17 protein-coding genes are annotated in these 23,064 nt (G+C 63.1%); 11 read left to right on the forward strand and 6 right to left on the reverse strand.

From position 1 onward, the window contains the following. Positions 1-131: 131 nt before the first annotated feature. Positions 132-1,502, reverse strand: coding sequence for an undecaprenyl-phosphate glucose phosphotransferase (locus C2L66_RS21400; protein WP_060603132.1), 1,371 nt, complete (start codon positions 1,500-1,502; stop codon positions 132-134). A gap of 55 nt (positions 1,503-1,557) precedes the next feature. Further along, a complete protein-coding gene (locus C2L66_RS21405) occupies positions 1,558-2,556 on the reverse strand; it encodes a helix-turn-helix domain-containing protein (RefSeq protein WP_054934638.1) in 999 nt (332 codons plus the stop codon). A 483-nt stretch (positions 2,557-3,039) separates the two neighbouring features. Here C2L66_RS21405 and C2L66_RS21410 point away from each other — a divergent pair, with 483 nt between their 5' ends. Then, positions 3,040-4,191, forward strand: a complete 1,152-nt coding sequence (locus C2L66_RS21410) for a porin (protein ID WP_060603128.1) — start codon at positions 3,040-3,042, stop codon at positions 4,189-4,191. Between the two features lie 84 nt (positions 4,192-4,275). Here C2L66_RS21410 and C2L66_RS21415 read toward each other — a convergent pair whose 3' ends face one another. Beyond that, entirely contained in the window at positions 4,276-4,893 is a 618-nt protein-coding gene (locus C2L66_RS21415) for an NUDIX domain-containing protein (RefSeq protein WP_060603125.1), read from the reverse strand. Between the two features lie 96 nt (positions 4,894-4,989). Here C2L66_RS21415 and C2L66_RS21420 point away from each other — a divergent pair, with 96 nt between their 5' ends. Further along, on the forward strand, positions 4,990-5,745 hold the full coding sequence (locus C2L66_RS21420; protein WP_054934641.1) for a DeoR/GlpR family DNA-binding transcription regulator: 756 nt from the start codon (positions 4,990-4,992) through the stop codon (positions 5,743-5,745). A gap of 12 nt (positions 5,746-5,757) precedes the next feature. On the opposite strand, the gene C2L66_RS21425 is transcribed toward C2L66_RS21420, so the two are convergent. Then, positions 5,758-6,165: a hypothetical protein gene (locus tag C2L66_RS21425; RefSeq protein WP_054934642.1), complete on the reverse strand. Its 408-nt coding sequence runs from the start codon at positions 6,163-6,165 to the stop codon at positions 5,758-5,760. 429 nt (positions 6,166-6,594) lie between these two features. Here C2L66_RS21425 and C2L66_RS21430 point away from each other — a divergent pair, with 429 nt between their 5' ends. After that, a complete protein-coding gene (locus tag C2L66_RS21430; protein WP_060603122.1) occupies positions 6,595-7,554 on the forward strand; it encodes a peptidoglycan DD-metalloendopeptidase family protein in 960 nt (319 codons plus the stop codon). A gap of 13 nt (positions 7,555-7,567) precedes the next feature. On the opposite strand, the gene C2L66_RS21435 is transcribed toward C2L66_RS21430, so the two are convergent. Beyond that, positions 7,568-8,401 (reverse strand): alpha/beta fold hydrolase, encoded by an 834-nt coding sequence (locus tag C2L66_RS21435; protein ID WP_060603119.1) that lies wholly within the window; start codon positions 8,399-8,401, stop codon positions 7,568-7,570. 262 nt (positions 8,402-8,663) lie between these two features. Beyond that, positions 8,664-9,068 carry a hypothetical protein gene (locus C2L66_RS21440; RefSeq protein WP_263627776.1) on the reverse strand — a complete coding sequence of 135 codons (405 nt, stop codon included), beginning with the start codon at positions 9,066-9,068 and terminating at the stop codon, positions 8,664-8,666. Between the two features lie 330 nt (positions 9,069-9,398). On the opposite strand from C2L66_RS21440, the gene bcsD reads away from it, so the two are divergent. From bcsD to C2L66_RS21480, 8 genes are all read left to right on the forward strand, one after another. Then, entirely contained in the window at positions 9,399-9,863 is a 465-nt protein-coding gene (bcsD, locus tag C2L66_RS21445) for a cellulose biosynthesis protein BcsD (RefSeq protein WP_060603118.1), read from the forward strand. 104 nt (positions 9,864-9,967) lie between these two features. Beyond that, positions 9,968-10,801, forward strand: coding sequence for a cellulose biosynthesis protein BcsP (gene bcsP, locus C2L66_RS21450; protein WP_054934646.1), 834 nt, complete (start codon positions 9,968-9,970; stop codon positions 10,799-10,801). Next, positions 10,798-11,586, forward strand: coding sequence for a cellulose biosynthesis protein BcsQ (gene bcsQ / locus C2L66_RS21455; RefSeq protein ID WP_035989276.1), 789 nt, complete (start codon positions 10,798-10,800; stop codon positions 11,584-11,586). The genes bcsP and bcsQ overlap by 4 nt, the downstream gene beginning before the upstream one ends. After that, positions 11,583-13,814: a UDP-forming cellulose synthase catalytic subunit gene (gene bcsA / locus C2L66_RS21460; protein ID WP_054934647.1), complete on the forward strand. Its 2,232-nt coding sequence runs from the start codon at positions 11,583-11,585 to the stop codon at positions 13,812-13,814. Before bcsQ ends, bcsA begins: the two co-directional genes overlap by 4 nt. Before the next feature lie 2 nt (positions 13,815-13,816). Further along, positions 13,817-16,393 (forward strand): cellulose biosynthesis cyclic di-GMP-binding regulatory protein BcsB, encoded by a 2,577-nt coding sequence (gene bcsB, locus C2L66_RS21465; RefSeq protein WP_060603116.1) that lies wholly within the window; start codon positions 13,817-13,819, stop codon positions 16,391-16,393. Position 16,394: 1 nt separating this feature from the next. Beyond that, positions 16,395-17,603 (forward strand): cellulose synthase complex periplasmic endoglucanase BcsZ, encoded by a 1,209-nt coding sequence (gene bcsZ, locus C2L66_RS21470; RefSeq protein ID WP_060603113.1) that lies wholly within the window; start codon positions 16,395-16,397, stop codon positions 17,601-17,603. Continuing rightward, positions 17,576-22,303 carry a cellulose synthase subunit BcsC-related outer membrane protein gene (locus tag C2L66_RS21475; protein WP_060603110.1) on the forward strand — a complete coding sequence of 1,576 codons (4,728 nt, stop codon included), beginning with the start codon at positions 17,576-17,578 and terminating at the stop codon, positions 22,301-22,303. Before bcsZ ends, C2L66_RS21475 begins: the two co-directional genes overlap by 28 nt. Before the next feature lie 305 nt (positions 22,304-22,608). Next, positions 22,609-23,064: a (2Fe-2S)-binding protein gene (locus C2L66_RS21480; protein WP_007579117.1), complete on the forward strand. Its 456-nt coding sequence runs from the start codon at positions 22,609-22,611 to the stop codon at positions 23,062-23,064.

The raw sequence follows: 23,064 nt of genomic DNA on the forward strand, positions 1-23,064 counted from the left end.
AGGGAGCATCTATCTAGCCTGTTATCGGAATCTGTTTGAGAGCGTGCCAAAGAGATGTGAGATAAAAAGCGAAAATAAAAAATGGGTTGCAACGTTGGTTTGGAAGAGGATGGCGGGCGAAAACAAACATATTAGTAGGCGCCGTTCCCCACAAAGCCTTTGAAAATAGTCAAAGCAATAATTTTCATATCGAACCAAAACGTCCAGTGCTGGATGTAATGCATATCGAACCTGACCCGGGCTTCCATCTGCTCGAGTTGCGCTGTTTCGCCTCGGTGGCCATTGATTTGAGCCCAGCCTGTGATCCCAGGCTTGATCCGGTAGCGAAACATATAGTGTTGAACAAGCTCTTTGTAATACTCGTCATGCTCGACAGCATGAGGGCGCGGCCCGACTACTGACATTTCACCCTTAAGGACGTTGAAGAATTGAGGTAATTCATCGAGGCTCGTGCTTCGCAGAAACCGACCCACTTTAGTCACCCGGGAATCGCCCTTGCGCGCCTGAACGACAGTGCCGGGCTTGTCTGCTCCATGGAACATCGTCCGAAACTTGTAGATCGAAAAGACGTCTCCGTTCATACCCTTTCGGTGTTGTCGGAACAACACAGGGCCTGGCGACGATAATTTCACGGAAATTGCGATCGCCATCAGAAGCGGTGAGATTAATAAAAGGACGCAAAAAGAAAATATACGATCGAACAATTCTTTAGGAACGACATCCCATCCTCGATCCGGCGCTGCCATGATGTTCAGGATGGGAACCCCACGGTAATCTCCCATTACGGCCGCATTCGAGATATTTCCATCGGACATGGGAAGGACTCTGATATTGATGAATGCGTCACGGAACTCATCGAATAGATGTTCGACAGAAATGGGTTCAAAAGGCGAATTGATGATCCAGATCTCCATAAGCTTTCGTGTCCGAACGATCTGCTTAAGGGTATTTAGTTCTCGAACTGCTGGAATGTGATCAATTATCGTGTCCATCGGTAGGGACGGATCGAAAATGACCTCTGGGACGAAGGCGTTTCGCGTCCGTGGAGCGATGCGTTCGAGCAAATCGCCGTTCGCGGCGAAAGGGGCGACGATTGCGATCCGGGGCGGTGCGAATCGCCGCGAGCGAAGCAGCAAGGGCAGTGCGTGGACAGCTAAACGTCCAACGATGATCGTGCACGCGGCTATGACCGTCCACCACAATAGCCATTGCTCCCGTATCTCCCGGCCAGGATAGCCGTGTGAGAGCGCAGTCAAAATGAATTGGGCCAGAAACCAGCCAAGAAGCGCCCGAAACGCGCTATTGAACGCCGAATCGTAGCGAAATGGCCGATAGACACGTGTCAATTGAAACGTGATGAATGGGAGCACAAGCCCGAGCAGTCCCAGTAGACCATCAACATTTGTGAATGTTGCGTGGTCGTGAAAGACGATGATTTGTGAAACATAAGCGGATGTCGAAATACATAGGAAATCGGTGGCTTTGGAAATAGGTGTTAGCATTGTTTTAATGTGCCAATTGCGTTCCGGAAGGCGTGTCTAGTCGATTCACGGATTGTCACGCTCCTGCGTGAGTTGCTTGAAATCCGTTCCGATACTCCGTCGGCGAAATGTGCCAGACCTGCCGAAAGAGTCTCGCAAGACACTCCCCACTGGTCAGCCCACAGCGCCGCGCGATCTTGTCGACCGGCAAGTCACTCGATATGAGCATCGCCGCAGCGAGCTCAACGCGCGACCGTCGCAGATGCTCAGACGGCTTCACCCCCATTTCCGCTCGAAAATGCCGCAAATACGAGCGGTCGCTCATCCCTGCCATCTGCGCGGCGACCGTAATCGAAATTGGCCTATTGCAGTTGCGCGTGATCCACCGCGCGCTCTCGTGGATCTTCTCCGTGATCGACTTGGCACCGTTGGCAGCGATGGCATTGAATTCAGCCAATCCAGTATCAGGAAGATGTTCAAGCACGCGTCGCAACACGGACAAACCAAAGTCCTGCCTGATCAATCCAAGCGCGTGCCGCACTGCTGACCGCGATGCATGATCTGACGTGTTGTTGCCCGTGGGGCCGCCTGGTTGGAGGCCACCAGCATCCGTCCGAACCCGTGGATTTTGAATTTGGCTAGACGCGACGACATCCAACGAAGCATCGCCGTTTCCAATAACGAAAACCTCATCAACGTGTGACGTCGTGCCGCGAAGCCATCCACTGATCTTCACATCTCTTGTAACGTCCACCGCCATTTCTCCGCCCGCGACAAATACCGCCCGACCGGACCGAAACAGCTCGACTGATTGTGTCAACACATCGATACGCGCGGAACTGGACACACAACCACCGTCGCTCGAAACAAAAACGGTCCTATAGCGAGGCGCGTCATCATGCCCAGCAGCCAGAACCTGATTCGCCTTGTCGAATACGTCGACAACTTCCACTGCCGGCAACAGCGAAAACCCGTCGAAGACGAAGATCCCGATAACGTGAGTACCAGGGCTCGCAGTGTGATTTGAAAGTGTGCGGTTCGGACTACGCGAAACATCGTGGTAAGTCGTTTTCATCAATGCCTCCCGGCCGCGTATCGGTGAGCCTTGGCGCGAAGCATGATTGAGCGTTGAGACGAACGGTCGGGTCCAAAGCTCTGTCGTTAGCTTAAGCGCGCGCCACATAGAGGCGCAGAGAATACGAATCCCTTTCCGCAAGTCCTATCGGACGATTCCGATTCACAGTGTAGAAGTTTCGTGCGGGAGAGCTTTAGCGAAAATACGCGACGAGATCTCGAACTTCCCCTACGGACCAATTCAATCCCACGAATTGATGCACCATTCGTGGGCATTTCACAACGAATTTCGTCCCGGTCCGTAGTACAACTGGACTACATGGTTGCGCTCGGGCAGCATCACGTCCGTTGCACGCACCTGTACCAGGAAGCGCGTGCAAACAAATCGGCAACAAAGCTGAACGAATATTAAGCATGCCGAACAAAAGTGTTAAAAACACAAAACGCACCAGCCACCATATCTACCAAAATCGGAGATCGTCTAATGAAGAAACAGGTCATCGCGCTGGCTGCTACAGCCGCCTTCACAGCTCCCGTGTTCGCACAGAGCAGCGTCACGCTATATGGCGTGATCGATGAAGGTATCAACTATACAAATAGCGTCGGCGGCCACAGCGTCGTCGAATTGCAAAGCGGCTATGCGCAAGGCAGCCGTTGGGGCCTGAAAGGGGCGGAAGATCTGGGCGCTGGCAACAAGGCGATCTTCCAGTTGGAAAACGGTTTCGACGTGAATAGCGGCCGTTTGGGGCAGGGCGGCCGCATGTTCGGCCGTCAGGCGTACGTTGGTGTGTCGAACGACCGGTTCGGTACGGTCACGCTGGGCCGTCAATACGATTCCGTCGTCGATTACCTCGCGCAAACGACGTCGAACGGCAACTGGTCTGGCTATCTGTTCTCGCACCCGTTCGATAACGACAACACGGACAACTCGTTCCGCGTCAACAACACGGTCAAGTACGCGAGTCCTGACATCGCCGGCTTCCAGTTCGGTGGCACGTACAGCTTCAGCAACGACACGAACTTTGCCAACAACCGTCAATACAGCTTCGGTGCACAATATGCAACGGGCAGCCTGTTGCTCGCCGCCGCTTACTTGCAGGCGAACAACACGGGCGCAACGTCAAGCGGCGCGATCGCAACCAACGACGCCAGCTTCCTCGCCCAGCGCATGCGTGTATTCGCCGCAGGGGTCAACTACACGTTCGGCTCGGCGACGGTCGGCTTTGCTTATACGAACTCGACCTACAACAACCCGACGGGCAACGGCTATCTCGGCACGCCGGGCGCGATCGTCGCGGCAGGCTCGACGCTCAACCGCCTGAGGTTCCAGAACTTCGAACTGAACGCGAAGTATCAATTGACGCCCGCGTTCTATGTCGGCGGCGAATACGTGTACACGCTGGAGAACTACGATTCGTCGACGGGCAGCGCAAAGCCCAAGGTTCACACGGTGGGCCTGATGGCGGACTACAACATCTCCAAACGCACGGACTTCTACGTTCAAGGTGTGTACCAGAAGGTCGCAGGCGACAAGACGAATTCGATCATGGACAACGCGTTCATTCTCGGAACACAGGCTCCATCGTCGACATCGAACCAGCTCGCGTTCCGCGCAGCGATTCGCCACAAGTTCTGATCGCGCGATGTAGCAAGCGACATTCGTGTCGTGAGATTTCCATGCATTTCCCGTCGCGCCTCATCAGAAGCCCGACGGGTTTTTTTATTCGCGCATTTCGTGCGCCGCTGTGCCTTCATTCACAAACAGATGAAGCGCCGCGTACTGCAACAACATGATGGTCTTGCCGTCCACTATGTCGCCTTTCGCGATCATTGCTAATGCATCGTCGAAGGGCAGTTCGAGTACTTCGATATCTTCGCCTTCATCGGCGATTCCTCCGCCACGGCTGATGCGCGCATCGGCATCGTATTCGGCGACGAAGAAGTAGAGCTTCTCGGTCACCGAGCCCGGACTCATGAACGCTTCGAACACCTTGCGCACGCATGCCACGCGATAGCCGGTTTCCTCTTCGACTTCAGCGCGAATCCTTTCTTCCGGCGATGCCTCTTCGAGTAATCCGGCGGGCGTTTCGATCAACATCCCTTCGTGTCCATTGACGAACGCAGGCAAGCGGAACTGCCGCGTCAGCACGACGGTCCGTCGGCGTGGGTCGTAGAGCAGCAGCGTCGCACCGTTGCCGCGATCGTATGTCTCGCGGCTCTGCCGTTGCCAACTGCCATCTGCCCGCCGGTAGTCGAACACGGTCTTCTTCAGGACGTACCAGTCGTCGGACAGCACCTGCACATCGACGATACGCACGCGGTCGGCCGTTTTGTCCATGAATCCTCCTTGTCCCGAACGGAACCATGGTATCGTGCAGGTTCATGCAAAATCAAGAAAATTCGTGCAGTCCGGAAAAACGGCACCAACAGACAAATGCTGACTTCCCAACGTAAGAAGCTGATTCTCGATGCGCTCCAGCGCGACGGCCAGGTGCTGGCCAAACCGCTGAGCGAGGCATTCGGCGTCTCCGAAGACACGGTGCGCCGCGACCTGCGCGAGCTTGCCGCAGAGGGCAAGCTGCAGCGCGTGCACGGCGGCGCATTGCCTTCATCGCCGGCGGTGGCGAATCTCGCCGGGCGCCAGGCGATCGGCTCGGAAGCGAAGGCGGCGATCGGCCGGGCCGCCGCGCGGATGATCGCGCCGGGCCAGATCGCCTTCATCGACGGCGGTACGACTGCTGTCCAGCTGGCGCGCCATCTCCCCGCCGACCTGCGCGCGACGATCGTGACGCACAGTCCGAGCGTCGCGGTGGAACTCGCGGCGCACGAGGCGCTGGAGGTTGTGATCATCGGCGGGCGGCTGTTCCGTCATTCGATGGTGACAGTCGGCGCGGCCGCGATCGAAGCGCTCGGCCACATTCGCGCCGATCTCTATTTCATGGGTGTAACGGGCGTTCATCCCGAGGCAGGGTTGAGCACAGGGGATCTCGAAGAGGCTTACGTGAAGCGCGCGCTGGTGGCGCGCGCGGCAGAGACAGTCGTGCTCGCGTCGTCGGAGAAGTTGAATGCCGCGTCGGCATACATGATTGCGGGCATCGACGCAGCGAGCACGATCATCGTCGAGAAGGGCGCGTCCGCGTCGACCACCGCGCCATTCGAAGCGCTCGGCGTGACGATCGTGCGCGCGTGAGTCCAGCGGACTCTATTGCTGCTCGAGAAAGCGCTTCAGTTCAGCGAGATCGCGTCCAACCCACTGCGCGTCCGCGGCGAATTGCGCGTCGCTCATGCCTGCTGTCCGGAACAGCGTAAACAACACTTCGCAGCCTTCGCGATTCGCAATCACGCGCATCGGTATATAGATCTCGTCGCCCTGTCCGGTGCTCACATAGTGATCGAGCACGCCATATGGATTGCGCGGCGTGAAGCGCACATCGACGGGCTTGCCGTCCGCGCTTTCGAATGTCCATTGGGCGCCTTTGCCGCGCAATGGCTTGCCCAGCCCCGACGCCCACTGCGCGAATGACAGTGGATGCTCCATGAACGCGTAGACCTCCCGCCAGTCACGCGCGATCGCCACGCTGATCGTTTTCGATTCGCTGATGCCGGCCATTGATCTCTCCGTGTTGACTGCCTCGACGGGTGTGTCTCAAGTTTCACGCGCGTCGTGCCGATATGAGATAGAGCGGTTTTATGACGCGTGGTTTAAAAGACAGTCGATAGGGTAGGGATCTACCCGCCAACCACCGAAAATTACCGCGATTAAACATTTTGTATCAGAGTGTTCGCGCGCCGCGTTTTCCGGTGGCTGCACTTTACAATGCGGCTTTGATTAAGAAGGCTATTCCGACCCCTTTAGCGGAAGATCGCATCAGATGTGACGCGGCTCCCAGCAGGATGACGGAATGGCCCCGGCATGGCGCCGGACGGTTGAGGCCGCAACGAGGCGGCATGCTGCACGCCTCCGTGGGTGTCTTTCGACATCCGCTGATTGGGCGAGCCGCGCGCCTTCGGTCATTGAACGAATCATGCGGGAGAGCATATGTCGAAGAATGGATTCGACAGGACCTGGGCCAGTTTCGCGAGCTTCACGCTCGCCTTGATGTTGGGCGCCTGCGCGCACGTCGGCGATCAGGACGCGAACAAGAACGACGCGGTATCGGTCGCGCAGACGGCAGCCGATCCGGCGCCTGCAGCGCCTGCGCCCCAGTTGGTGGCGCAGCCGGTTCCGCCCGTCGTCTATAAGGTGCGTCGCGGCGATTCGCTGGCGCGCATCGCGCGCAGCCATAACGTGACTGTCAAACAAGTCCTCGCGTGGAATCATCTGAAGCCGTCGTCTCGCTTGCATATCGGGCAGGCGCTGAAGGTATCGTCGCCGGATGCGGTGAAGATGGTCGCTGCTCCGGCTGCTCCTGTGGGTCCGGCTGCGGCGCAGGGCGCGACACCGCCCGGCGCAAATAGCGCCGCAGCGGCTTCGAACGGTGCGTCGAGCGCCACGGTGGGCAACGCAGCGGCCGGCAACACGAGCGGCAGTTCGAGCGCGACGGCATCGGCGCCCGCCGCAGGTGCCCCCGCGCCGAGCGCCGCCGACGCCCGTGAAGTCAACGCCGAACTGGCGCGTCACGCGAAGGGCGTGGCGCTGATCTGGCCGGCGCAAGGTAATGTGGTCGAAGGCTTTCAGGCTGGCGAGACACGCGGCATCGAAATCGGCGGCAAGCCGGGCGACCCGATCCGCGCCGCGGCCGACGGCAAGGTCATGTACGCCGGCATGGGGCTCAACGAGTACGGCAGTCTCATCATCGTGCAGCACAACAAGGATTTCCTGACGGCCTACGCGCATAACCGCAAGCTGCTCGTGAAGACGGGTGACATCGTGCGCAAGGGTCAGCAGATCGCCGAGATGGGCAGCGAGAACAATTCGCGCGTGTCCGTGCTGTTCGAACTGCGCCGCGACGGCAAGCCCATCGATCCGATGCCGTTCCTGCCGCATCAACGCGGATAAGGCTCGCGTCGGCCTAACCCGCTGACGCTCGGTCTATCCACCGCAACACAGCGGCGACGATCGCTTCCGGCGCGTCTTCCTGCATCAGATGCCCGGCATTCTGCACCGGCTGAAGACGCGCGTGCGGAATGACGCTGGCCAGATGCCGCCCGCGTTCGATGGGAATCCACTGATCCTCTTCGCCCCATAGAATCTGCGTGCGGCAGCGTATCTGCGGATAGCGCGCTTCGACCTCATCGGTGTAGCGCTGGTCCATTTGCGCGATCTGTCGATAGAACGCCGGTTGTCCCACGTCGCCTAGCCACGGCATGGCATAGGGCGCAAGCTCTTCGTCAGTGAGGGTCCTTGTGACCGCGCCGCGCAGGTACGCTTTGACGACGGCTTCATGGATATACGCGGGTACCCCGGCAAAAGCCGCCGCATGTTCGCGCACATGCCGCACGAACGGCGAGCCCCATGGCGCGACCGCGACGGGATCGATCAGCGTAAGGCTTTTGTAGTCGCAACCGTCGATCAGGTGCGCGCGCAGTGCCGTCGCCCCGCCGAAGTCATGTGCGACGACATCGGGCGCAGCGAGTCCCCAGTGTTCGAGCAGTGCAGCAAGCAAGCCGTTCTGCACGCCGAGCGACACATCCCCGCCTTCGCGCTTCTCCGATTGCCCATAGCCGAGCAGATCGTACACATGAACCTTGCGGTCATGGGCGAGATGCGGCGCGATCCGGTGCCATACCCATGACGAAAACGGCGTGCCGTGTATCAGCACGATGGGCGGACCATCGCCGAAGACCCGATAACGAACGGTTTGATCGCGATACGTGAACTGCTGATCGAGCGTCCAGTGTGTCATGCGTGTTCCACTCCGTTCGATAGTCGTGCGAGCGTGGTTCGTTTTTGAGTCGATAAGAGTACGGGTGTGCTGCGGCGTAGCGTGCGCTCCCGCAGATTCTCACCCTCGCGAATCTGAACCCTGCCGGAATCATTCTGCCGTGCCCGATTCCGCGTTCCACCGCACTTGAAGCGGACTATGCAAAGGTGAGGCAATACAGGAGCCTATGCGAGTTTCCGTTTCTCATACGTCGACTCAAATGCGAAACAAACGAGTCGATTAATCAACCCGCTTCAAGCGCTTTCAATATGGGTGCGATTTGTCCATGCGCATGCAGTATGTCGGGACTGTTCTGCAAAATTTGCCGATAATGCGGCAGGAAAAGGTTGCCTGGCAAATCTCCCGAGAAAAGAGCGGCCACAGATTCAACGGCGCCAATACGATCGGCGCTGGTTGCTTCATCATCATCGAGAATCTCGTCGACATTCGCGATCATTACCGACAACGGATTGAGCCAGCGGAAGCCCGACCCATTGATCAACACCTGCAGGAACGCGGCCGGCGTGACGGGTCCGAACTCCTTCTCATACAAGGCGCGCTCGTGATCGAGTATGGCCTTATGCAGCACGAGTAGCGGCTTGCGAATTTCGCCGAGAAACTGAATGGCGCGCTCGTCGTTGATCTTCATCGTCTAACTCCGGAAGCAGTAATGCATTGAAAGATACTTAAGCTGACTTGCCTCTAAGGCATGGAAGAAAATGCGTATTTCGAATGAAACATTCAATGAACTGCCCAGAGCCGACGCAAAAGAGCAAGCGCAAAATAAACGTTTCGTCGTCTGCCTTCCACATCAGAAACCATGCCGGTTGCTTTTTTATAGGCAACTGAACGATGCTATGCTGGCGACGCCCATTATGACCATTCGCTGAACATGGCAGTCTGTCTGCGTGACGGTGTCCGCTAGTGGAAGCAGCGTCTTCCCGTCAAATCCTACGCACACGTCATCAACCTCTCGGACATGCAAGACGAACACACGGCAACCTTGCTCGACTATTACACGCGACATCAGACTTCTGTGCAATGGCGCGGCTTTCTCACCGCACTCGCCGAAGAGTTCGAGACGCAGATCGACACGTCACAGTTGCGCATGCTGATGTCGCGCATTGGCGCGCGCTTCGCTGCAAAGCGCCCGGCGGGCGAGTGCACGACGCTCGACGATCTCGCGGCGTTTCTCAACAGCATATGGTCCGGGCTCGACTGGGGCTTCGTCCGCCTTGCCGAACGCGACGACTATCTGTCCATCGAACATTCCTGCGCGCCGCTTGCCGCATTCGGCGAACGGGCCGCGCCGTGGGTTTCCGCATTTCTCGAAGGCGCGTATCAGCACTGGCTGCGCGAACTGGGCGCGGGCTCGCTGGCACTGCAGGAATATCAAGGCGTCAACGCGCACACATGCGAATTCAGACTGTTGAAAGCGCCCTGACTAAACTTGAGTCCAACGACGACGTTAACCATATAGTGAAACAGTGGGTGGGCAGCTAACGCTGTCGCAGTACAGGGATGCGCAGGACAAGCACAGGAAACATCATGAGCGTTTCAGACGACGTCGGTAATCTGTTCCGGCGCTTCGGCGGCGACGCCGGGCAATATCAGGAGGTGACGCGGGACGACGACGCGAAGCATGCCGCGCTGCGCTGGCCGTTGCTGAACGCGCTCGACATCGCGCACACCACGCCCGTGCCGGACGCGGGCCGTCCCGTGTCGCCGGCGGCACGCGTCGAGCCGGCCGCTCAGGCGTCGCCCGCAACCGCGGCGCAACCGGCCGCCGCGGCCGCCCGCTCCGAATCCACCGGACCGGCGCGCCCGCCGCTGTTCGCGCGCGGCCATCGCCACGCGTCGATGCCCCCGCCCGTCGCTCCCGCGCAAATGGGCGCGAACCGCTTCAGCGCGCCGCCCTCCGTCGCCGCTGCCGTGGACCGCGGCAATGCCGCCGCCAACGCGCCAGGCACGTCGGCTGTGCCCGCTGCTCAGGCGCACGCAGCCGTCCCGCCTGCACCCACCGTCGACGCCGCGCCGTCGACGAAACCGGCGTCGCCCGATGCCGCGCCACGGCGTGAAGCACAACCCGTCCAGGCCGCCCCTTTTTTCGTGCGCCATCAAACGTTTGCTCGTGCCCCATTTGAAAATCCCCCGCTGGAACCGGCGCGCGCCAGGCCGCCGGCCACCTCGCAACCGCAGGGCGGTTCGATCCTCTCGGGGCTGTTCGGCGGCACGAATGCATCCCAGCCGGCGACACCCGCCAATGCGCCGTCGAAAGACCTGTCATCGCTCTTCGCCCGCCTGTCGCATGGATCGGCGGCGCCTGGTCGTTCGTTGCGCGACACCTTCAGAGCGCGCTTCAAGGCGGATGGTGACGCATGAGAGTCGTTTCGGTTGTTTCGGCTAAAGGCGGTGTCGGCAAGACGACGCTCGCCGCGAATCTCGCCTCGGTGCTGGGCTCGAACGGACGCCGTGTGATTGCCGTCGATTTCGATCCGCAAAACGCGCTGCGTCTGCACTTCGGCATTCCCATCGACAATTACGACGGCGTCTCCCGCGCGACGCTCGCGGGCGCATCGTGGCGCACGGTGATGTTCGACGGCATCGACGGCATTACGGCGCTGCCGCATGGCGCGCTGAACGAAGACGACCGGCGCGTGTTCGAAGCGCAACTCGACGCCGATCCGTATCTGATCCGCGCATCGCTCGAAGCGCTCGCGCTCGACGCCGACGACATCGTGCTGATCGACACGCCCCCGGGCGCGACGGCCTACACGCGCGCCGCGCTGCTGGCTGCGGACTTCGTGCTGAACGTCGTGATCGCCGATGCCGCTTCCTATGCGGCGATTCCGCAGATGGAGCGTCTGATCCAGACCTACGCGTTGCCGCGTCAGGACTTCCTCGGCTACGGCTACGTGATCAACCAGGTCGACCAGAGCCGCAGTCTGACGAAAGACGTCGTCAAGGTGTTGCGCGATGCGCTCGACGACCATCTGTTCCCCGGCGTGATCCATCTCGACCAGGGCGTGAGCGAATCGCTGGCGTACGACACGACCGTGATCCACTACGATCCGCACAGCCAGGCGGCCGCCGACCTGCGCGCCTGCGGCGACTGGCTGGGCACGCGCCTGAACGGTCAGGCCCGGCTGCCGAGGAACGCTGCATGAGCACCGCCCCCGAAGACATTCTCGACGCCGCCGACAACGCGGCGCCGCGCCGCTCGCGTTTCGATCGCCTCGCTTCGCATCTGATCGACGGACGCATTCTGGGCAGCAAGCCCGTCACGATCCTGCTCGTACTGTTCGCGCTGGCGGCGCTGTTCTTCGTGTTCACGGTGCCGCTCGCGTTCGGCGAGCAGCTCACGTTTGCGATCTGCTGCTTTGTCTGCGCGCTGCTGTTTCGCCGCGCGCAAGGGCACTATGCGACGCTCGTGATGATCATGCTGTCGGTGATCGCGACGGGCCGCTACATGTACTGGCGTCTGACGGAGACGACCTACTGGGAACGGCCGCTCGACGCCGTATGGGGTTTGCTGCTGGTGTCGGCGGAAGTGTATGCGGCGCTCGTGCTGATGCTCGGATACTTCCAGACCGCGTGGCCGCTCAGGCGCAAGCCCATGCCGCTGCCTCTGGACCGCAGCGCCTGGCCGACCGTCGATATTTTCATTCCCACTTACAACGAGCCGTTGTCGGTGGTGAAGCCGACCGTCTACGCGGCGATCGCGCTCGACTATCCGAAAGACAAGCTGTCCATTCACGTGCTCGACGACGGCCGCCGCCCCGAGTTCAAGGCGTTCTGCGAGGAAGTGGGCGTGGCGTGGACGATCCGCTCGCACAACCGCCACGCGAAGGCGGGCAACATCAACGAGGCGCTGAAGATCACCGACGGCGAATACTTCGCGATCTTCGACTGCGATCACATTCCGACGCGCTCCTTCCTGCAAGTGGGCCTCGGCTGGTTCCTGCGCGACAGGAAGCTGTCGATGCTGCAGACGCCGCACCATTTCTTCTCCGCCGATCCGTTCGAAAAAAACCTCGGCACGTTCCGCAAGGTGCCGAACGAAGGCGAGCTGTTCTACGGTCTCGTGCAGGACGGCAACGACCTGTGGAACGCGACGTTCTTCTGCGGCTCGTGCGCGCTCCTGCGCCGCACGATGGTCGAGGAAATCGGCGGCATCGCCGTCGAGACCGTGACGGAGGACGCGCACACGGCGCTCAAGCTGCACCGCAAGGGCTACACGACCGCGTACCTGTCGATCCCGCAGGCCGCGGGCCTGGCGACGGAAAGCCTGGGCGGCCACATCGGCCAGCGCATCCGCTGGGCGCGCGGCATGACGCAGATTTTCCGCATCGACAATCCGCTCACGGGGCGCGGCCTGTCGTTCGGCCAGCGGCTGTGCTATCTGAACGCGATGATGCACTTCTTCTACGGCATTCCGCGTCTGGTGTTCCTCACCGCGCCGCTGTCGTTCCTGTTCTTCAACGCGCACATCATCCAGGCGGCGGCGGGCACGATCGCGATCTTCGCGTTGCCGCACATGTTCCACGCGAACATCACGAACTCGCGGATGCAGCAGAAGTTTCGCCATTCGTTCTGGTCCGAAGTCTATGAATCGGTGCTCGCGTCGTACATCACGGCGCCGACGCTGCTCGCGCTGATCAACCCGAAGCTCGGCAAGTTCAACGTGACGGCGAAGGGCGGGCGCATCGACGAGCAATACTTCGACTGGGGCATCTCACGCCCGTATCTGATTCTGCTGGCGCTGAACCTGCTCGGTTTCATCACCGGCTGCGTGCATATCGCGCTCAACGCCAGTTCGCACAGCGAAGTGCAGACGACGGTGCTGAACCTGGCATGGACGGGCTACAACATGCTGATCCTCGGCGCGAGCGTCGCGGCGGCGCGCGAGCAGCGCCAGGTGCGCTCGACGCATCGCGTGGCGATGCGCATTCCGGCGTCGCTGCGCTTCTCGACGGGCCGCACGCTGGTGTGCGAAACCGTCGATTACGCGGAAGGCGGCGTCGCGCTGCAACTGCCTGCCGCGATCCAGGTGCCGTTGCACGAGAGCGTGGTGGTGTCGCTGTTTCGCGGCCACGAAGAGTTCGTGTTTCCCGCCGACGTCACCTACTCGGTGCCGGGCCGCGTCGGCCTGAAGTTCGCGCCGATGACGCGCGAGCAGGAACTCGACTTCGTGCAGAGCACGTTCGCGCGCGCCGACGCCTGGACCGGCTGGGCGGAAGGGCGCGAAGTCGATACGCCGCTCAGGAGCCTGTCGCATGTGATGCGGGTTGGCGTGGGCGGTATCGGCGGGCTGTTCGAACATCTGTACGCCGACCTGCGCACATGGAGCGGCAGACGCAAGACGGCAGCAAACGACACGAAGAACGGAAAATAAGTATGGGGATCTTGCGATACGACGACGCCTGTTCAGCGGCGAAGAGGGCGGGTTTGCGTCGAGCCGCGCGTTCGCTGACGCGCAACGGCTTGCGCTTGCCGCTGCGCGCGACGCTGGCCGCGACGCTGTTCGCGCTGCTGTTCGTGACTACCGTGCCCACTGTGCAGGCCGCATCCGATGCAGCGCCGTCCGCCTCACCGGGCGCGATTCCCGCCACGCGCGCCGAACTGGCGGCGAAGCCGGGAACGACGCCCGCCACGACGCCGCTCGTGCCGTCCGCGCCCGCCAGCAACGGCTTGCCGCCGCTGCCCTCGGCGAAGCCCGTCGATTCGCGCGCCGGGCTGCAGCCCGCGTTCGCCGAGCCGGCGCCGCAACCCTTTGCCGTCGTGCGCGGCGGCCGCGACACGATGCCGACCACGGCCGACAACGGCACGGCCGTATCGGGCGGACGCCGTCAGACCTTCACGTTCGCCCAACTCGGCGCGCTCGATCCGCTGCAACTGCGCGGCGTCGACGGCCAGAACGGCGTGCCGTTCTCGGTACGCGCCGATGAGGTCGTGACAGGCGCGAACCTGCATCTGATCTATAGCTATTCGCCGTCGCTGCTCTCGAACCTGTCGCATCTCAAAGTGCTCGTGAACGGCGAAGTCGCCGCGACCCTGCCGCTGCCGCGCGAGCAGGCGGGCACGCTGCTCGCGCGCGACATTCCGCTCGAACCGCGGCTGATCACCGAGTTCAATCACCTGAACGTCCAGCTGATCGGCCACTACACGCAGGGCTGTGAAGACCCGGCGAGCAGCGCGCTATGGGCGACCGTCAGCAACGCAAGCACGCTCGATCTCACCTTCGCGTCGCTCGCAGCCAAGCCTGATCTCGGCGCGCTGCCGCTGCCTTTCTTCGACCGGCGCGACATCCGCCGCCTCGAACTGCCGTTCGTGTTCTCCGCCAGACCTTCGCCGCAAGCGCTCGAAGCGGCGGGCGCGGTCGCGTCGTGGTTCGGCTCGCTGGCCGGCTATCGCGGCGCGCTGTTTCCCGCGCAACTCGACAACGCGCCGCTGGCGGGTAACGCGGTCGTGTTCGCGACCAACGACGAAAGGCCCGCAGGCGTGACGCTGCCCACCATCAACGGCCCGATGCTCGCGGTCGTCGATCGCGAAGCGCCCGCGCACGGCAAGCTGCTGCTCGTGCTGGGCCGCGACGCGCGCGAGCTGAAGATCGCCGCTAACGCGCTGTCGCTCGGCGAGGCGGCCCTGTCGGGCACCGTGCAGACCATCACGCATGTCGACGCGCCGCGCGCGCGTCAGCCGTACGACGCGCCCGGCTGGCTGCCGACCGATCGCCCCGTGCGCTTCGGCGAACTGGCCGTGCCGAAGGACCTGTCCGTGCGCGGCTATAACGGCGACGTCGTGCGCGTGGATCTGCGCATTGCGCCCGATCTGTTCACGTGGCGCACGAAGGGCGTGCCCATCGACCTGCGCTATCGCTTCACCGTGCGCCCCGCGCCGGACCGCTCGACGCTCAACATCAGCGTCAACAACAACTTCGTGCAGGCGCTGCGGATTCCCGCGCAGTCGTCGTCGATGCTCGATCTCGGCCGCTATCTGAACCGGATGCTGCCCGATCACACGGCGCCCGCATCGAAAGAAATCTACATTCCGCCGCATCTGCTCGCGTCCCAGGCGCAATTGCGCTTCCACTTCTACTACGACATGCCGAAGACGGGCGAATGCCAGGGGCAGGTTCTCGACAACGTGCGCGGCGAGATCGATCCCGATTCGACCATCGACCTGTCGTCGTTCCCGCACTATATGGCGCTGCCCGATCTGGCCGCGTTCGCGAACAGCGGCTGGCCGTTCACGAAGCTTGCCGACCTGTCGCAGACGGCTGTGATCCTGCCCGTCAACGCGAACCCGAGCGACTACAGCCTGTATCTGACGGTGATGGGCCGCATGGGCGCGTCGACGGCGTATCCCGTCACGGCCGTGACCGTCGCGACGTCCGCCGACGTGCAGCGTCTCGCCGACAAGGACCTGCTCGTGATCGGCGCGCCCGGCCAGCAGCCGTTGCTGACCAGCTGGGAAGCGAACATGCCGTTCTCCGCCGCCGACGACTCGCGCCGCATGCAGTTCTCGAACGTGTCGTTCCGCATCGCTAACTGGTGGCACGGCGATCGCGGCGGCGTGCGCACCGCGGGGCGCGCGGATCTGTCGCTGGTGAGCTCGTCGGGCGATGCGATCATCACCGGCTTCCAGTCGCCGCTGGAAAAAGGCCGCAGCGTGGTCGCGCTGATCTCGGCGCCCGGCCAGTCCGACACCGATCTGACCAACGCGCTGCTCGACGCCGATCTCGTCCAGTCGATCCAGGGCGGCTTGACCGTGGTGCGCGGCAGGACGCTCGAAGTCGTGTCGAACGGCGACGTGTATTACGTCGGCCATCTGTCGCCCATCGAGTACATGCGCTGGGCGTTGTCCGTGCATCCGCTGCTGTTGCTGCTCGCCGGGCTGATCGCGGCGCTGATCATCGCGGCCGTGTTCTACCGGCTGTTGCGCGCGGTCGCTGCGCGCCGGCTGAAGGATTGACATGAGGGCATCGTTTTTCTCACGCCCGTTGCGCGCCGCGCTCGCGTGCGCGGGCGTCATGGTCGGCATGTTGGGCGAGGCGCACGCCGCGGCGTGCGACGACTGGTCAGCGTATCGCGCGTTCGTGTCGCGTTTCGTGCAGCAGGACGGGCGCGTCGTCGATTTCTCCACGCCCACGCTGCAGACCACGTCGGAGGGCCAGTCGTACGGCATGTTCTTCGCGCTCGTCGCGAACGACCGCGCGACCTTCGAGCGTGTGCTGCGCTGGACGCGCGCGAACCTGTCGGCGGGACGTTTCGACGGCGACGACGTGAAGCTGCCTGCATGGCAATGGGGCAAGAAACCGGATGGCTCGTACGGCGTGCTCGACCCGAACTCGGCGGCGGACTCGGACCTGTGGATCGCCTACGATCTGTTCGAGGCGGGCCGTCTGTGGCATGAGCCGGCGTATACGAAGCTCGCGTATGCGCTCGTCACGCAGATCGAGAGGCAGGAAGTCGCCGATCTGCGCGGGCTCGGTCCGATGCTGCTGCCCGGTCCGCAAGGTTTCCGCAACGGCAACACGACGCGCCTGAATCCAGGCTACCTGCCGTTGCCGCTGCTGCGCGCGCTCGCCGCGCAGTCGCCCAACGGTCCGTGGGCGCGCGTCGCGGACAATGCTTTCAAGCTCGTCAAGACCACCGCGCCGCTCGGCTTCGCGCCGGACTGGGCCGCTTATCGTGACGGGCAATTCATCGTCGATCCGCAAAAGGGCGATGTGGGCAGCTACGATGCGATTCGCGTCTATCTGTGGGCGGGTTTGACCGCGCCCGCCGATCCGCTCGCCAGGCCGTGGCTCGCTGCATTGCACGGCATGCGCGACCGGATCGCGCAGACGGGCGTGCCGCCCGAGAAAATCGCGACGACCACGGGCAACGCGACGGGGGAAGGCCCGATCGGTTTCTGGGGCGCGCTGTTGCCGTATTTCCGCGCGTTCGGCGACACGCGCGCAGCGGGGCTCGCGCAAACGCATCTGGCCGCGCTCGCCACGCCGACACCCGCGCCTGCACCAGGCGCAGGCCAGGCCACGCAAAACCAGCCTGTCTATTACGACGAGGTGTTGATGCTCTTCGGTACAGGGTCGGCAGACGGCCGCTACCGCTTCGATGAAAACGGCCGTCTCGTGCCGCGTTGGGAGAACACATGCCAATCCGCCAACGCGCGCTCGTAATCGGCGTCGCGCTCACGCTCGGCGCGGGCGCGGCGGCGTCGGCATTCGCGCAGGCGCAGACGAACGATCCGATGAACGTCCTGATCGATCAGGGCAAGTACTGGCAGTCGCACAAGCGCGGCGACCTCGCCGAGCAGGCGTGGCTCAAGGTCTTGCGCATCGATCCGAAGCAGGCCGACGCACTGTACGGCATGGGTATCGTGATGGCTGACCGCAAGGACGGCGCGGGTGCGCAGCAGTATCTGGCGCGCCTGCGCCAGGCCGCGCCGAACTATCCGGACATCGACGAACTCGCGCGGCGTCTCGGGCAGTCGAGTCCCACGGACCAGGCCGTCAACGACGCGCGGCGTCTCGCGCAGGCCGGGCAGCAGGCGTCGGCGGCGCAGGCCTACCGGCAGGCGCTCGGCACGAAGCCGACCAATCCGCAGCTCGCACTGGAGTATTACCAGACGCTCGGTTCGTCGCCGCAAGGCTGGGAAGAGGCACGCCGCGGGCTGGAGCAACTGGCGCGCGAACATCCCGACGATCCGCGCTTCGCGCTCGCCTATGCACAGCATCTGACGTATCGCGAAGCGAATCGGCGCGAGGGTATCGGGCAGCTTGCGCAGTTATCGAAGGATTCCGTTGTCGGCGCGCAGGCGAAGGCGGCCTGGCGCCAGGCGCTGTTGTGGCTCGGCGTGCGTGCCTCCGATGCGCCGCTTTTTCAGGCGTATCTGTCCACTGTTCCCGACGATGCCGCCGTCAAGGCGCGTGCCGATTCGATTGCGGAACAGGACCGGCGCGCAAGCGAGCGCGCGCAGCAGAACGCGGGCGCCGACGCGCGCGGCCGCACCATCGCCGAAGGCTTCACGGCGCTCGATCGCGGCGACCTCGTGACGGCGAAGGCGCGCTTCACGTCGGTGCTCGCCGGTGCGCCGAACGACGGCGACGCGCTCGGCGGCATGGGTGTCGCGTTGCTCAAGCAGGAGCAGTTCGCGCAGGCCCGCGACTATCTGCTGCGCGCATCGCAGGCGGGCGGCGCGGCGCGCTGGCGCGAGGCGCTCAATAGCGCGACGTACTGGATGTACACCAGCGAGGGCCTTGGCGAGCAGAGCAACGGCAATCTCGCGCAAGCGAAGGCGTCGTTCGAGAAAGCGATTGCCGTGAGTCCCGGCGATGTCACGGCGCAAACCGCGCTGGGCGATCTGCTGATGCAAAGCGGCGACCCGCGCGGCGCGGAAGCGGCGTTCCGGATGGCGTTGCGCCGCCAGGCAGATAACCCCGATGCGATACGCGGCCTCGTCGGCGCGCTTGCCGCACAGGGGCGCGGCGACGAAGCGCTCAGCTTCGCGAACCAGTTGACGGATGAGCAGCGCAAGAAAGTGGGCGGCGCGGACCGTCTGCGCGGCGAGGCGCAAGCGGCGCAGGCGCGTGCCGCCGAAGCGCGCGGCGATCTGGGCAATGCGCGCAGCCTGTTCGAGGACGCGCTGCTGAGCAATCCCGACGATCCGTGGCTGAGGCTCGACCTCGCCCGCATCTACGCGAAGCAGGGCGCGTATGCGAATGCGAAAAGCATCATGGATGGCTTGATCGCGTTGCATCCGGACATGCCCGATGCATTCTATGCCAGCGCGCTGCTCGCGGCCGACATGCAGGACTGGCGCTATGGACTGTCGCAACTCGAACGCATTCCGCTCAACAAACGCACCGACGCAATGGCGGTGCTGCAGCATCGGCTGTGGGTTCATCAGCAGTGCGACGAAGCCGTGGCGCTGGCGAAGAGCGGGCGCGTCGCGCAGGCGCGCGGCTTGCTGCAGAACGCGGAGCCCATCGCGGGCACGAATGCCGAACTCATCGGCGCGATCGCGTCGGCCTATGTGAATACGGGCGATACGCCGCGTGCGCTGATGATGGTGCGCAGCGCCGTGGCGCGTTCGCCGAACGATCCAGGGCTGCTGCTCACCGACGCGGGCATTCTGCTGAACGCGGGCCAGGACATCGAACTGGGCGAGGTGATGCGGCGGCTCGCGTCGATGCAATTGACAGGGCAGCAGCGCAGCGACTTCGAGAAGATCAACGTGGCGATCGTCGTGCGGCGCACGGACGCGCTGCGTCAGGCGAACGACCTGGCGAGCGCGTATGACGTGCTGTCGCCATGGCTTGCCGCGCGGCCGAACGATCCGGACATTCTGGCGGCGCTCGCGCGTCTGTACACCGCGAACAACGACAACGCGAATGCCCTCGCGACCTATCGCCTGGCGCTCGCCCAGAATCCGACCGACATGGGCTTGCTGCTGAACGCGGCGGGCGCGGCGACGCAGATTCGCAAGTTCGATTTCGCCGAATCGACGTTGCAGCGGGCGTTGCGCATCGCGCCGAACAATCCGGATGCGCTCGCTGCGATGGGCCGCATGTATCGTGCGCAGGGCAGGAACAGCCTGGCCGCGCAGTATTTCCAGCGTGCGCTGATTGCGCAGAACGCGCCGCTCGCGCGTCCCGGCGCGACGGCCGCGGGCGCCAATGGACAGCCCGTGCCGAGCGGCTGGGATGTGCCGTTGCGCCCGAGAGGGCCGATTCCGTTGCCTGGCACGAATCCTTTTGCGAACCGGGCGTCGGCGGATACGTCGAACAGTGTGCCGTTTCCCGCGCAGAATACCGGTCTCACGACCCAACCGTCTCCGATGTCAGCCATGCCTGCCTACATTCCGCCGACGCAGCCGGTCACCGCGCCTTATGCGCCGTACGTCGCGCCGCAGCCGCAGCCGGCCTCGCAGATCAACTCGCTGGAGACGCTCGCGCCGCAAGCTGCGGCGACGGGCAGCCCGACACCCGGCGCGGACGGCTACGGCCCCGATCAATACGGCTCGTCGCAGTCGGGCGGTGGGCTCGCGCCGGGCCAGGCGTATCCGGCGCAAGGCTATGCACAGCCTTATCAGCAGCCTTATCAGCAGCCGTATCCGCAGGGTTATCAGCAGCCGGCGCCCGCGCAGCAGTATCAGCAGCCGGCGTATGCCCAGCCTAACGACGCGTACGCAAGCACGCCGTGGCCGATGTCGCCGCAGGCGCAGGCCGCCGCTCAGGCCCAGGCGACCCAAGGAATGAACGCGCAGCCGGCGTCGAAGAAGCGCACGACGAAGAATGCGCGTGCGACGAACGGCAATGCGGCGTATGCGCAGCAGCAGGGCGGGTATGTGTCGGGCGGCGCTCCGCAACAGGGTTATGCGCAGCCGTATCCACAACAGCAGGCTTATCAGCAGCAGCCGTATCCACAACAGCCGTATCCCCAGCAGCGCACGTACGCCCAGCAGCCGTACCCGCAGCAGCAGTCGTATCAGCAGCCTTACCAGCCGCAACCGCCGCAGCAGGCATATGCGCAGCAGGCCTACACGAATCAGGGCTACGGTCTTGTGCCGTACGTCCCGCAGCCGCCCGCGCCTTATCCGATGCGTAACACGCAGATGCAAGACGAGCAGACCCGGCAATATCCGCAGCCGGCGCAACTGCAGCCGTTGACCGTCGAGGAAGAACTCGCGCAGATCAACCGCGAGCAGACCAGCACGGTGAGCGGCGGCATCCAGTTCCGCAATCGCGACGGCGAAAACGGCCTGTCGAATCTGACCGATATCGAAGCGCCGCTGCAAGGCCGCATCCGCGCGGGCGACGGCCACGTGACCATCGAGGTCACGCCCGTCACGCTCGATGCGGGGACGCCGGCCAACAGCGTGAACACGCTGGCGCGTTTCGGTTCGGCCCAGGCGTTCGGCACCAGCACGGTGCTGCCCGGCTCGCAGACGGCGAGCGGCGTGGGTGCGGACGTCGGCTATGAGTGGCGCGGTCTGAAGGCAGATATCGGGGCGACGCCGTGGGGTTTCCGCGAGCAGAACATCGTGGGCGGACTGCAGTATCGCGGCAACATCACCGACAAGGTGTCGTACAAGCTGACGGGCGCGCGCCGCGCGGTCACCGACAGTCTCGTGTCCTACGCGGGCGCGCACGATACGGCGATGGACCTCGACTGGGGCGGCGTCACGTCGAACGGACTGCGTGGCGATCTCGGCTGGGACGACGGCACGAACGGCCTTTACGCGAATGCGTCGTGGGACTATCTGACGGGCCGGAATGTCGCGTCGAACAATTCGGTGAAAGGCGGGGGCGGTGTTTATACGCGGCTCGTGAAAGACGCGGACCAGACGTTGACGGTCGGCGTCAATGCGACGCTGATGCACTATGACAAGAACCTGTCGTACTTCACGTTCGGCCAGGGCGGGTATTTCAGCCCGCAGCAATATGCGATTCTGAATCTGCCGATCGAATACACCGGTCGAAACGGGCCGTTCACCTACGATCTGAAAGCGTCGATCGGCGTGCAGCATTATCGTCAGGATGCGTCCGACTACTTCCCGACCAACAGTACCTATCAGCGCGCGGCAGCCAACGCCGCCAAGGTGGCGAACGCGGCAGCGGGCTCGACGGTCGTCGATCCGGACGCCGTCTATCCCGGCCAGAGCAAGACGGGCGTGTCCTACTCGATCGATGCCGTCGGCGAGTACCAGCTCGCGCCGCAACTCGCGGTGGGCGCGGCGGCTTCGTTCGGCAACGCCTATCAGTACCGCGAGTTCGTCGCGGCCGTCTATGTGCGATATGCATTCACGAAGCAGACGGGCCTGAGCATGTTCCCGCCGTCGCCCGTACGGTCGTCGTACCTTCCTGTGAACGACTGAGCGCGTTCTCCGAAGACGCAACGCGGTGAGCCGTGTTGCGTCTCTCCACTCCTTACCGCAAGCATGCCTGCAGCCGTCCGCGATTGTCGCCGACAGCTGCAGGCACTTCGCACGCACGTTTTTTTACCTCCCACTACAATCGACCGACCCGATCCCTGAATGTGCATGCGTAACAGATCGACGCAGCGCGTATGCGCTCGCCGGACGCGCGTGATTAGCGCGCCACGTCTAACAAAGTGCGGTTGTCGAGCGGATTTTGTTGGGCGTCGCGGATAAACAAAAACCCCCCACTTACGGATACGCTCATGGCAACGCTGAACATCAACGGCCAGTCTCATACCATCGACGCGCCGCCCGACATGCCCGTGCTCTGGGCGCTGCGCGATATCGTCGGTCTCACGGGAACGAAGTTCGGCTGCGGCATCGCGCAATGCGGCGCCTGCACCGTGCATCTGGATGGCGTTGCCGTGCGCTCGTGCGTGCTGCCCATCGCAGCTGTCGGCGACAAGAAGATCACGACCATCGAAGCCGTCGGCGACACGCCCGCGGGCAAGAAAGTGCAGGCGGCGTGGCGGCATCTCGACGTCGTGCAATGCGGCTATTGTCAGTCCGGGCAGGTGATGCAGGCGGCGTCGCTGCTCGCGCAGAACCCGAACCCGAGCGATGCCGATATCGACGCGGCGATGGCAGGCAACATTTGCCGCTGCGGCACGTACAACCGCATTCGCGCTGCTGTGAAGCAGGCAGCGAAGGAGGCGTGA

Origin of the sequence: Paraburkholderia caribensis (assembly GCF_002902945.1) — a bacterium.
GTDB classification, from domain to species: domain Bacteria; phylum Pseudomonadota; class Gammaproteobacteria; order Burkholderiales; family Burkholderiaceae; genus Paraburkholderia; species Paraburkholderia caribensis.